This window comes from Waterburya sp. (genome assembly GCF_058530065.1).
On the sequence record NZ_JBZNBU010000123.1, the window covers coordinates 1 to 13,732 of the forward strand.

The 13,732-nt window shown below is 40.2% G+C and carries 7 protein-coding genes; 6 read left to right on the forward strand and 1 reads right to left on the reverse strand.

The genetic code is table 11. The annotated features are described in order from the left end of the window. Both AC33VI_RS08215 and AC33VI_RS08220 read left to right on the forward strand, forming a co-directional pair. Window positions 1–2,712: beta strand repeat-containing protein (locus AC33VI_RS08215; protein ID WP_491781781.1), on the forward strand; the 2,712-nt coding region annotated here is incomplete at its 5' end. Window positions 2,713–2,818: 106 nt separating this feature from the next. Next, window positions 2,819–5,173 carry an ATP-dependent helicase gene (locus AC33VI_RS08220; protein ID WP_491781782.1) on the forward strand — a complete coding sequence of 785 codons (2,355 nt, stop codon included), beginning with the start codon at window positions 2,819–2,821 and terminating at the stop codon, window positions 5,171–5,173. Window positions 5,174–5,223: 50 nt separating this feature from the next. On the opposite strand, the gene AC33VI_RS08225 is transcribed toward AC33VI_RS08220, so the two are convergent. Continuing rightward, window positions 5,224–6,174, reverse strand: a complete 951-nt coding sequence (locus tag AC33VI_RS08225) for a spermine/spermidine synthase domain-containing protein (RefSeq protein WP_491781783.1) — start codon at window positions 6,172–6,174, stop codon at window positions 5,224–5,226. Window positions 6,175–6,453: 279 nt separating this feature from the next. On the opposite strand from AC33VI_RS08225, the gene AC33VI_RS08230 reads away from it, so the two are divergent. From AC33VI_RS08230 to AC33VI_RS08245, 4 genes are all read left to right on the forward strand, one after another. Beyond that, entirely contained in the window at window positions 6,454–8,289 is a 1,836-nt protein-coding gene (locus AC33VI_RS08230; protein ID WP_491781784.1) for an ABC transporter ATP-binding protein, read from the forward strand. Window positions 8,290–8,591: 302 nt separating this feature from the next. Further along, window positions 8,592–9,806 carry a glycosyltransferase family 4 protein gene (locus AC33VI_RS08235; RefSeq protein WP_491781785.1) on the forward strand — a complete coding sequence of 405 codons (1,215 nt, stop codon included), beginning with the start codon at window positions 8,592–8,594 and terminating at the stop codon, window positions 9,804–9,806. Continuing rightward, window positions 9,799–13,032: an alpha-mannosidase gene (locus AC33VI_RS08240; protein WP_491781786.1), complete on the forward strand. Its 3,234-nt coding sequence runs from the start codon at window positions 9,799–9,801 to the stop codon at window positions 13,030–13,032. The genes AC33VI_RS08235 and AC33VI_RS08240 overlap by 8 nt, the downstream gene beginning before the upstream one ends. Before the next feature lie 28 nt (window positions 13,033–13,060). Beyond that, window positions 13,061–13,534, forward strand: a complete 474-nt coding sequence (locus AC33VI_RS08245; RefSeq protein ID WP_491781787.1) for a hypothetical protein — start codon at window positions 13,061–13,063, stop codon at window positions 13,532–13,534. The last annotated feature ends 198 nt before the right edge of the window (window positions 13,535–13,732 follow it).

A 13,732-nucleotide genomic window follows, 5' to 3' on the forward strand; every position in this document is an offset into this window, starting at 1 on the left:
GGTACGGGAAGGGCAGGTGCGATCGACATTAATACTGATACTCTCAACTTTACTAATGGTTCGGCAATTACTGCTACTACTTTCGGGCAAGGAGATGCGGGAAATATTAATGTTACCGCCAGAGATATTACCATCGACCAAGAATTTAGCGGCATTTATAGTAATGTCGGTTTGACTAATGTAGCTTCTGAGTCTTTGGAACTAGAAACAGAAGGAGTAGTAGGCAATGCAGGAATTATTAATATCGATACTGAAAACTTAACTTTGCTCGATGGTGCAAGAATTATTACCACCAGCATCGCCCAAGGTGATGGCGGCACGATAAATATTAATGCTACAGGAACAGTATTATATCAAGGCATTGGAGAAACTCCTGTACCTGCTTTTGGCGGAGGAGTTGTAATTAGCGGTTCTTTTAGCCAAGTACAACAGGAAGGAGTAGGTAATGCGGGTTCGGTGAATATTACTGCCGATTCTCTTCGTTTATTTGATGTGGGCGCAGTCTTGACCGATAACAGTGGCGTGGGAGGAGATGCGGGAGATATCAATCTCGATATTGCCAATGACGTTGTATTAGATCGAGGGGCTTTAATTTTAGCTCAAGTACAAGAAGAAGCAGTGGGTAACGGTGGAGACATCATTATTAATGCCAACTCTCTAGATATAGGAGATGGTTCGTTTATCTTAGCTGATACCAGAGGTATAGGAGATGCGGGCAATATCGATATTAATGTAGAAGGAACGGTTTCCCTAACTGACGATCCAGAGACGGGAAATATTACTGCTATTTTGACAGAAGTTCAGCAAGGGGCTGTGGGTAATGCTGGAAATATCAACATTCAAGCCAATGCTTTAATTCTAGAAAACGGAGCTAATATAGCTGCTAGAACCAGAGGGGAGGGAAATGCAGGGGATATTTCTATTACTACTAATGAAGCTATTTCCTTACAAAATGGTTCGGGTATTATTAGTCTGGTTGACAATTTAGATTCTGCTGGTAACCCAATCGATCCAGTAAGAGGCAATGGTGGAAATATTACTATAACTACGGGAGAATTAAACTTAATTAATAATTCAGAAATTCTTGCTGATACTGCTGGTATTAGTCCCGATACAGATAATATTAGTAGCGCAGGGGATATCAAGATTGACGTTACGAGAGATATTAATCTCAGTAACGGCAGTCAAATTCAATCTCAAACTAGGGATGGTGCGATAGGAAATGCAGGAAATATAGAAATAAATGCTGGCGGTTCGTTTTTTTCTCGCGATGGCAATCTAATTTTGGCAGACTCTCAAGCTACGGGTAATGGCGCAAATATTACTTTTAACATTGGGGAGACAATTCTTTTAGAAGGTAGAGAAGAAAACGGTTTCCCTTCTCAGATTGTTGCAGGTTTGACCAGGGAAACTTCCAATGGTGAAGGGGGAACGATTGAAATTAATGCAGGGGAACTAATCATGCGCGATACTGCATTTATTTCTTCCAACACTGTAGAAGGTAGTATCGGTCAAGCGGGAAGTATTACTTTGAATGTAGGCAATTTAGATATATCTGAGAATGCTTTTATTAACGCCTTCACTGCTAACGATTCTGCTGGTGGTTCGATTCTAGTCAATGCCAATACTTTGAATTTTACTAGCGGTGGTAAAATATTTGCTGCTACCGATGGTGCGGGAGATGCAGGTAATATCGATCTGAATATTCGCGATCGCTTGACTCTCGATAATAGCGTCGAATCTACTGCGGAATTGGTAGAATTTCCCGAATCAGACCAATTATCCAATATTTTGCAACAGTCACCTAGCGGTATTTATGCCAATACAACGGAAAATGCTACAGGAGGCGGCGGTAATATTAATATTGGTGGTAATGCTGTTGATGGTGTAGTTTCAGAAAATGCCCCAGAACAAATTTTTATTACCAACAATGCCATTATCGATGTTAGTAGTTTGGGTGAAGGAAGTGGAGGTAATATTTTCTTGGCTGCCGACAACCTGGAATTAAATGGTAATACTGAAATTTCTGCTGCGACTCAATCTGGTGAAGGGGGAATTGTTAACCTAAAAATTGGCGATCGCCTGATCTTAGATAACAATAGTTTAATTTCTGCCGAAGCTTTTAACGATGCCGATGGAGGCAACTTAAACATCGATAGCAGATTTATTATTGCCTTTCCCAGCGGCAACAACGATATTTTGGCTAGTGCAGAAGACGGTATCGGCGGTAACATTAATATCAATACCGAATCCCTATTAGGCATTCAAGAACGTTCCACTACAAGCGATCGCACTAACGATATTAACGCCAGTTCTGATTTTAGTTTGGATGGTACTGTGGAAGTTAATATTTTGAACCTAAATCCCATTCAAGGGATTACTGAATTGCCCAGTAATGTAGTCGATACCCAACAAACCACAGCCCAGGCTTGTACTAATGCTGATTTTGCCAGTCAAAATAATTTTGTTGTTAAAGGTAGAGGTGGTACGATTGCTGCGCCCGATCTACCCTTAAAGTCTAGCAGCGTCATTATTGACGGACAAATCGAACAACCTGTATCGGCATCGGATATTCCCGAAGCTATTACTACTAGTAAAGGTAAAATTCAACCAGCTAGAGGCATCAAAGTAACCGATCGAGGAGAAATTATCTTAACGGCATATCGCACTAACAATTCAGGAGAACGTATTGCTTCTACTAGACAATGCTAAACGAGACGGGGTGACTAGGGGACGGGGTGACGGGGTGACTAGGAGACTTACTAACAACTAACAACTAACAACTAACAACTAACAACTAACAACTAACAAAATATAAATGACCTCTAAGTTGCCAAAGCCTACAGCCGATCTTGCAGCCGATAGCCAAAAAACAGAACGGGTTCAATGGTTGGAATCTCAGTTACAGACTTTGCGTCATAGTTTGAGGCGAGGACAGCAGGGTTTGGCTAATTGGCAGGGGGGAGAAATGGCAGTTTCCGCAGTACCAGGGGCAGGGAAGTCTCACAGTCTGTCGGTAGCAGCAGCAATTGCGATCGCTAGTAATCAATTACACAGTCGCCGTCAGTTGATTGTGGTTACCTATACTCGTTCGGCAGCAGCTAATATTAAAAGTAAGATTCGCGATCGCCTGAAGGATTTGATGCTTCCTCCTGGGGGTTTTGTGGTTCACACCTTACACGGATTGGCGTTGAATATTGCTAATTCTCGTCAAGAACTATCGGGTTTGAATTTAGATCGGGTTACCATTGTCGTACCCAATACAGGACATCGCATTATTCGTGGGGCGGTGGAAAGGTGGATCGCAGATCGTCCTTTGGAATATCAAAACCTGTTGGAAGGAATTCAATTTGATGGGGAAGAAACGGAAAGATTGCGCCGTCAGTCGGTATTGCGGACGGAAGTATTGCCCAGCCTAACGAATACGGTAGTGCGAGAAGCTAAAAGTTCGGGATTGCTGCCCGAAGCCTTAGAAGAGTTGAGCCATAATGCTAGGGATGAATATGGGATTTTAAAAATTGCCGCAGGATTGTACAAAGAATATCAACAGTTAATGCGATCGCAAGATTTGATTGACTATGACGATATGATCTTGGCAGCTTTAAAAGTGCTGGAATATCAACCGATGCGCTTGCTGTGGCAAAATCAAGTTTATGGTGTTTTTGAAGACGAGGCTCAAGATTCTAGTCCCTTACAAGAAAAATTAATTTCGATTTTGGCAGCTAGTGACGACGCTATTAGTTCTCCCAATTTAGTGCGGGTAGGCGACCCCAATCAAGCGATCAACTCTACCTTTACCCCCGCCGATCCGATTTACTTTAAATGGTTTTGCGAACAATGCGATCGCCAAAACAGCTTGACAACTATGAATCAAGCAGGGCGCAGCAGCGAGATAATTATTAATGCGGCAAATTTTGTTGTCTATTGGGTCAATCAACAATGGTCGAATAGAGAAGAAAAAAAAGATTTAGAAAGCTTGCCCTTCCGCGAACAAAAAATTATTACCGTCGATCCAGGAGATCCCCAACCCGATGCCAATCCTACTCCTGTAGCTAGTGGCGTTGTAATTACCAACCCCGATGATGTTTACCAAACAGTCAAACTAATTGGGGAAAAAGCGATCGCTTTATTTAAAGAACATCCCGAGCGCAATGCAGCTATTTTAGTGCGCGAAAATCGCCAAGGACGTTTCTTAGCTGAAGAATTAGCCTATTTGCAGAAAGAACATAATATAAAAATCTACGAAACCAACGAAAGCGATCGCTATTCCCAAATTCCTGGGGAAATCCTTACCTTATTACAATTTATCGATCGCCCCCACTCTCCTGACAACCTCAAGGCAGCTTTAGAAGTTTTACAACAGCGCAGCCTCATTCCCACCCAAGACTTAAACGCTTTAGCTACTTCCCCCGAAGAATTCCTCTACCCTACTGTCCTTGCAGCACCCCACAAACCTCAAGTAGAAGCAGCCCGTCGCTATTGCTGCAATTTACTCAGTGCGAGAATGGAATTACCCCACTATCAAATAATTCCTTTTTTGGGCATGACTCTAAAATATACGGGGTCAGAATTAGCCACCGTGCAAAAACTTGCCGAAAAAGTCGAAAAACAAATTATCGGTCGAAGTTCCATTAAAGCCAGTATCACCGCCCTAGAAGAAATAGTTACCGCCGAAAACTTTGAAGGAGTCGAAGAAGACAATGGCGATCGCTATACCCGTGCTGGACAAATAACCATCATCACCATGCACAAAGCCAAAGGACTAGATTGGGACTACGTTTTTATCCCCTTCCTCCACCAAGATATCTTGCCAGGACAACCTTGGATACCCAAAGCCAGCCAATTCTTAGGCAACTTCACCCTCTCAGAAGTAGCCCGCGCCCAAATTAGAGCGATCGTTCACCAACAATATCTAGGAGACACGCACCCCAAAACTATTCCTCTCCCCAAAGTAGCCTGGGACGAAGCAATTAAGCTCAAACAAGCCGAAGAATACCGCTTGCTCTATGTTGCCATGACTAGGGCAAAACGCCTCCTCTGGATGTCTGCTGCCCAATTAGGTCCTTTCCGCTGGAGTGTCTTTCGCCCCGATAATGGCAAAAGCTTGCAACAGAAAAAACCCTGTCCCGTTTTGCCTCCGCTAATTCGTTACTTGCGATCGCGCGATTGTTAATTGTTAATTGTTAATTGTTAGTCGTCAAACCCTCTTAGTCACCCAGTCCCCTAGTCCCCTAGTCCCCTAGTCCCTGTACCAAAAAATTTAGGTGGTGCTTCTAGGGTATAGACCGTAGTTTCAGATGCGATCGCCTGACGGATATAGAGAGGAGTTTGCAAGATCCCTAAAAGAGTAATACCGTCGATGAAGCGATATCCTCCAGTAGTTTTAGTTTTTAACAATTCGTCAATGGCTTCTGGTTGAGGCATGGTATCGATCGCATTATTAGAACACAAAGCAAATCCCCAAGCTCTTCCGTAAGATGGAGTGGGGGCAGATAAGGATGTGACGTTAGCAAACACCGCCTTTAAAGTATTGACCAAGCGAGCGTGACATTTTACTTCCGCAGGAGATATAGGACCTGCTTGTACCATCACATAGCCGCCAGGGTTGAGGACTTTATGTAGTTTTTGAAAATATTCTTTGGTAAACAGAGGAAAAGAAGGACCAGACTCGATCGGATCGCTCAAGTCGGAAATAATTATGTCCCAAGTCTCTTGAGTGTTATCTAAGATCTTTAAAGCATCGGCGATTTTTAATTCCACTCTCGGATCGTCAAAAGCATTTTGGTGCATTTCTGGTAGATGTTTTTGACAAGCCTCAACCACATCTCCATCAATATCGATCGTCGTTACTTTTTCAATGCTATTCCAGCGTAATATTTCGCGAATAGTCGCTCCTTCCCCACCTCCCAGCACTAAAGCTTTTTTAGGGTTTTGACAAGCGATCAAAGCAGGATGCACTAAAGCTTCGTGATAAATAAACTCATCCACAGTACAAGATTGCCATTTACCATCTAAGACCAATCCCTTGCCATACGCCCCCGTTTCCACGATATACATTTCCTGAAAGGGAGTTTTTTGATAAGCCAAAATCTTATTAACTCCATGAGTATAAATATCCCAAGGAGTTATATATTCATTAATCCACAGATCCGCTTTGAGTTCGCTACCAGACATTTTGTTCTATCAAACATCAATAAACCGTCTTTGATAGTAACAGAGAACAATTACAACAGTTATAAAATTAATTTTGCGAGACAGCGCGTTGCGGGTTCGTAACCCGTTGAAGCGACTGTCGAGGTTGTACGCTAATTATCTAGATTGTTTACAACTAGAAAGTTTTGCTTTAGAAAAAATTATTGTCATAATCTAAAAGATATATTCCACCATAAATTTCCAATTTAAAGTTGATGACCGATCTAAAAAATTGATTTTGTTTTCAGCTAAAAAAAAATTATGACTACTGTTTCTCCGAAATTAAAGCCTAAAATCGCCCAACAAGACAATGATTGGCGGTTATTTCTCAAATTAATTCCTTACGCTCGTCAAAGCAGAGGTACGTTAGTCATATCTTTGATTTTACTCATTCCACTGGCGATCGCTGGTTCGATTCAGCCTTTAATTATCGGTCAAGCTATTTCTTTATTAAGAGACGAACCTGTATGGGGTTTTATTAGTGGGGTATCTGTCGCCCAAGGAATTAATATTCTCTCTGGGTTATTGCTGCTGACTATTATCGTCAGATTGATGTTTGCTTCTTTGCAGGGTTATTTAGTACAAAAAATCGGACAAGAAATTACTGCCGAAGTTCGTCAGGATCTTTTTAACCACGTTACTTCTTTGGCTTCGAGTTTTTTTGATCGCACTCCCGTAGGAAGGTTAATTACTCGTATTGCTAGCGATGTGGAAGCTTTGGGCAATGTATTTGCTAGCGGTGCGGTAGGAGTTATCAGCGATTTTATTTCTATTGTGGCAATTGTCGTGATGATTTATGTCACCAATTGGAAACTAGCATCAATTCTGGTGTTTTTGTTAATTCCCGTTACCGCACTAATTATTTATTTCCAACAGCAATATCGCAAGGCGAATTACAAAGCTAGGGAAGAACTGTCTAAGCTCAATTCTATGCTGCAAGAGAATATTACGGGAATTAATATCGTGCAGCTATTTCAACGAGAAGTCTATAACGGCGAGATGTATCGCTCGATTAACGAACGCTATCGTACCGAAATTGATAAAACTATCTTTCATGACTCCGCCGTGTCTGCTACTTTAGAATGGATTTCCTTAGTTGCGATCGCAGCAGTACTGTGGTTGGGGGGAGTATTTATTCTCCAAGATAGTATGACTTACGGGGCGTTATCGGCTTTTATTCTTTATTCTCAAAGACTATTTAACCCCTTGCGTCAATTTGCCGATAAATTTACCATGTTTCAATCGGGATTTACGGCGATCGAAAGAATTACCGAATTATTAAACGAACCGATAGAAATTAGAGATAAAGTAATCTCTGTGGCTGACGGACACCGCACTTTACTTACAGATGGTAAAAATAACGCTCGAACTGGCGAAATTCGCTTTGAAAATGTTTGGTTTGGTTATAAAGAAGATGAATATGTGATTAAAAACCTCGACTTTACGATTAAACCTGGAGAAAAAGTAGCTTTAGTCGGACCAACTGGGGCAGGAAAAAGTTCGATAATTCGTTTGTTGTGCCGTCTCTACGAACCTAGTAAAGGCAGAATTTTAGTAGATGGCATTGATATTCGCGATATTCCTCAAGCAGATTTGCGTCGTTATATTGGAGTGATTTTGCAGGAAAGTTTCTTATTTGCAGGGGATGTTAAACGCAATATTACTTTGGGCGACAACTATTCTTTAGCAGAAGTCCAAGCCGCAGCTAAATTAGTTGATATAGATCGCTTTATTCAAGACTTGCCCGATGGCTACAACACTATCTTGCGGGAAAGAGGTACAAATCTTTCTGGGGGACAAAAACAACTTTTAGCTTTTGCTAGGGTAGCCATTCGCAATCCTCACGTCTTGATTTTAGATGAAGCAACTTCTAGTTTAGATGTGTCTACAGAGGCATCGATTCAATCTGCTTTAGACAAACTCCTCATCGATCGCACGGCAATTATTATCGCCCACCGACTTTCAACAATTCGCAATGTGGATAAGATTTTGGTTTTGAAACGAGGAGAGTTAATCGAGTCTGGCAGCCACGATGAATTATTAAGAACTGGAGGTTTATACGCTAGTTTGTATCAGTTACAGATGTTAGGGAATTAATTTTGGCTTGAATATTGCATGATTAAATGAAATCTAAAAAATAATGCTACACATAAGTAGGTGGTAACTAAAAACTAAGAACTAAGAACTAAGAACTAAGAACTAAAAACGATATCATTTGTAGCAAGCATTGACCTATTTCATATTAAAAGTAATATTAAGTAGTTATTTTCAGACGAGCCTAATAGTAAAATAGAGTTTTGGAGATCGATTTGTTTTTGAGAAGTTAATCGGAGAACCTCTGAGAAGTTAGTCCCAGTCCATTACCAGTTCCGCGACAGTTAACCATCAACCACTAACAAATGAAGATTCTCATTCTCTGTTCTATTTTTCCCTATCCCCCAACTAAAGGTAGAAAACAACTAAGAACTTTTCACCTGTTGGAATATTTGAAGACCAATCATCAAATTACTTTGGTTACTCGTCGCAGTGGAGAAGTTAGCGATCGCGAAATTACCGCCCTAGAACAACTTGTAGATCGATTAATTGTTTTTGCTCTCGATTCTAGCAGTCAGTCTTCGGGATCGATCGACAAAGCCAAGCGGTTGGTAACTTTTGTGACTCAAAATAAACCGCCAGATATTTTGGATAGTTATAGTCCAGAAATGGCAAAGTGGATTGAGGAAGCTATTGCCGAGGATACATTTGATGTTTTAGTCTGCGAAGATAATTCTGATGAGATTTATATCGATCGCCATTGGCATCAAAAGCTAAAAATTGTCCTCAATCTTCATTTTTCTGAATATGGTAAATACAAAAAACAATTAGCAGGGAATAGTTCGGACAACGAACTTAAAAATAGAATCAATTTAAGTTTGCGCAAACGTTACGAACAAAATTATTTAGCTAAATTTAGTTCTATTGTCACTGTTTCTAGTCAAGATAAACATATTGTCAAAGAATTAGAACCTGAAAGTGAGGTGACTCTAATTCCCAATGGAGTCGATCTCCAGAAATTTTCTCGTCGCATCACCAATCAAGGAGGTCAGAGAATTGTCTTTTTCGGCAATATGGATCGAGATGTCAATATTGATGCGGCTCGTTTTTTGGCATTAGAAATATTTCCCGCAATTCGCGATCGCTATCCCGAAGCAGTATTAGAATTAGTCGGTGCTAACCCTACTCCAGAGATTGCCGAACTAAATGAATTACCTGGCATTGTGGTTACGGGAAAAGTAATTGACGTTCTAGAATATCTTCATTGGGCTACAGTCTGTGTCATACCAATTCGTCAGGGATATGGTTTACGCAATCGTACCCTAGAAGCGATGGCATCGGGAATACCAGTGGTGGGAAGCGATCGCGCTTTGCAGGAGTTTGAAGTGGATGGTACTACTGTGCCGTTAAGGGCAATGCGGGCTAATAGTTTGGCTGAATATATTTATGCGATCGGGCGTTTGTTTTCCGAACCCAAGCTGCGGGAGAAGCTGTCAGAAAACGGACGAGCTTTTGTCGAACAGGAATATACCTGGGACAAAGTAGGGGAAAAATACGAACGAGTATTGGTGAATGAGTAATGAAATTGTGTCAGGTGGTTCGCACTCTATTATTTCAGAATTTATTGCTAGATTGCGCCAGCAAGTTCGATTAGGAATACAAGACTGTTGGCGAGATGTTACTGAGTCGGATATTACCAATCTAAAAAGAGATCTTTCAGAGTATGCCATTGCTGAAGTTAATCAGAAGGGTTATTTGGTATTTCCCCCAGGAAGAGAAGTTAAATGGTTGGCACAAAAGATAGTTATTCCCCCAGCTTTGCAAGACTATCCCTTAGCTGGCTTGTCTTTACGCTTAGTTTTAACTTGGTGGGCGGAAGAAGCGCAGATTTATCTCAATGGGAAATTGGTACAAGAAGGGGATTTATTTGATTCTTCCGCCAGGATATTAATTACGGATGATGTTAAACCAGGAGCAGAATATCTAATTATTATTCGTTTGGTTAGTCCCAATCATGATATCGGAGCATTAATGCGATCGCATTTAATCTACGAAAAACCCTATGCCTTAGACAATATCGATCCTGGTTGGTTGGGAGATGAGTTGGATATTTTGTCTAGATATCTAGACAAATTTGAGCCAGAGAAGCTAGACCGATTAACAGAAGAATTAAATAAATTTGCTTGGAATAATATTAACCATGGCGATCGCTTTACCCAAGATTTGCAGCAGTTGCGATCGCATCTTATTCCTTGGGGAGAAAATATCAAACAGCGTGGTTTTAATTTATTGGGACACGCCCATCTAGATATGGCTTGGCTATGGACAACGACAGAAACCAAGGAAGTGGCACAGCGTACTTTTAAATCTGTAATTAGCTTACAGGAAAACTATCCCACTTTAATTTTTGGTCATACTTCCCCTGCCTTGTATCAATGGATCGAACGAGATAATCCCGATCTGTTTAAAGCAATCCAAAATGCCGTCCAACAACATAAATGGGAATTGTTGGGGGGGATGTGGATCGAACCCGAAACTAACCTAGTCAGCGGCGAGTCTTTAATACGGCAATTAATTTACGGACAACAATACTATCAAGAAAAATTTGGCGAGATTTGTCAAGTAGCTTGGCTGCCCGATAGTTTTGGCTTTACTTGGCAATTACCCCAGATTTTAAAACAGTGTGGCATCGAATATTTTGTTACGGGCAAACTCCACTGGAACGATCGCACTAAATTTCCTCATGGTTGTTTTTGGTGGGAGTCTCCCGACGGTACGAGGATTTTAACTTTAATGTCTCCTCCCAACGTTACGGGAGTAATGGATACTAACCCCATGACGATGATTGATTATGCCCTCGATTGGGAAAGTCAAACGGGTTTGCAGGAAATCTTTTGGCTGCCAGGGGTAGGCGATCATGGAGGAGGACCAACTAAAGATATGTTGGAAGTCGCTCGGAAGTGGGATAATTCACCATTTTTTCCCGAAATTAAATTTACTAAAGCGATCGACTATCTAAATAAAATTGACTCTGCACCGATACCTACTTGGCAAGACGAACTATACCTAGAACTACATCGTGGTTGCTATACGGTACGTGCCGATCAAAAGCAATATAATCGCTACTGCGAACGACTGCTTTATGAGGCGGAGTTATGGACGAGTTTGGCAACTTTGCTTTGTGGAGACTATATATATAAGCAGCCACTATTTTCCAATCTAAGTAGGATATTAGAAAAAGAAGCTTTTTGTCAAGAAGACTGGGCGCAATTAATTGATATAGCCTGGAAGAAAGTTTTATTCAATCAGTTTCACGACATCTTGCCAGGGACATCTATCCCCGAAGTATTTGTTGAAGCAAACCGAGATTGGCAAGCAGCAATAGAAATAGGAGAAAATTTATTAGACTGGGGCTTAAGGGCGATCGCATCATCGATTCAACTGCCAAATTCCCCTCAAGAGAATGCCAAACCAATAATTGTGTTTAATTCCCTGAACTGGATGCGATCGCAAGAGGTAACTATTGAAGACGAAATACTAAACAATAACAATCTAAATTTTTGGATTAGCGATCGATCGGATAATAGTCTAGCTATTGATAGTAAATTAAATGAAAGCAAACTAACTTTTTTAGCTAAAAATATTCCTGGCATTGGATATAATTTGTATTGGCTATGTTGGAAAGAAGGAGATGATCGAACTGGGAGACTGGGAGAAAGGCGATTCGGTTCGCCGCATCTGTGGGAGACGAGGAGACTGAGAGATAAGTTTGAGTTAGCAAATAGTTATTTACAAGTAGCTATTAATTCTGATACAGGAAATATAGATAGTATTTTTGATCATAGAAATCAAAGAGAAGTATTATTCAAGCCTGGCAACGAATTGCAATTCTTTACCGATAAAGGACAATATTGGGATGCTTGGAATATCGATCCAGAATACGAACAAAAAAGATTAGCTGATGCAGAATTAAGATCGATTGAATGGATCGAAGTAGGATTAACTAAAGGGATTAGAGTAATTAAAAAATTTAATAAATCTACTTTTACTCAAGACTATATTTTAGAAAGAAATGCCAGGTATTTAAAGATAGTTAATACTGTAGATTGGCAGGAAACTCACGTGATAGTTAAAGCAGCTTTTCCTCTGACTATCAAAAGCGATCGCGCTACCTATGAAATCCCCTGTGGAGCGATCGAGCGATCGACTCAACCCCAGACAGAAGCAGGAAAAGCCAAATGGGAAGTATCGGCATTAAATTGGGCAGATATTACCGATGAAAAGCAAAACTACGGGGTTAGTTTGTTAAGCGATTACAAACACGGCTATGACGTTAAACCTAATCAATTGAGATTAACTTTATTGCGCGCTGCTACTTGGCCCGATCCTCAAAGCGATCGCGGTATTCATCATTTTACTTATGCTATTTATCCCCATCAAAGCGATTGGAAACAAGCCAAAACAGTCAATCAAGGATACGAATTAAATACACCACTAAAAACTATTATTTTAGATAGCCAAAAAAAACATAATAAAAGTAAAAATAACTTACCAGCTACCAATCAACTTCTAACAATATCTCCCGAAAATGTAATTTTAATGGCATTAAAATTGTCAGCAGGAAAAGAACTAATTGCCCGCTTTTACGAAGCCCAAGGAGAAAATAGTACTTTGGCGATAACCAGTGAGATTAATTTACAAATTCATAGCTTAGTAGACTGTTTAGAAAATTACGAGCGATCGCTAACAACTAAACCATTAGCAGTACAGCCTTACAAAATTTTTACTTGTAGATTGCTAAATTAAATGTGTCTGAAATTTAATTAGCTACATAATGAATTTAAAATCATTAATTATCCCTGGTTCGGTGCTAATAAATCTTTTTTTAATTTATTGGATTTACCAAACTCACAAAAAAATATCTGTTCTAGATCGGGAAAGGTCTTTACTTTACAATCGGATGGCGATCGTAAAAGCTCTAAACTTTGAAGAGCCTCGATATACAGTAGAACGATTAGATTGTAATAAATTAAGCTTGAGTGAAAATTTTGGTAAATTTGAAGATTGGTCGATTCCTATTACCAATACAGAATACCAAGCAGGAGAAAACTATATCTTATTTGTCAACAATAGTGAAGACAGTAATATACTCAGAACTTGGAATCCACCAGGAGAAACCGATCCTCAGAGTTTTGGTAATTCAGTCTCTAGCTCAGAAAGTGAATATAAACTGATAGTCAAAGATCCCAAGGCTGTTAGAAGCATAATGTCACATATTAACGGTGTAAAAGAAAAGTGTCAGAGCTAAAAGATGTTTCTAAACCGTAGCCAGTTTGAAATTTGGAGTTTTTAAGATATCTGTTCGTAAATAGGGTTTGCTGAAAAAGGTGGAAACACTTGTCAAAAAAGAACTTGAAGCTGATTAAGTACTATTCAAATCCAGGAAAAACTGGGATAATTGCTCAAAACCCTTGCACCTTTGGCTGGAAATGTATAGAAATACAAA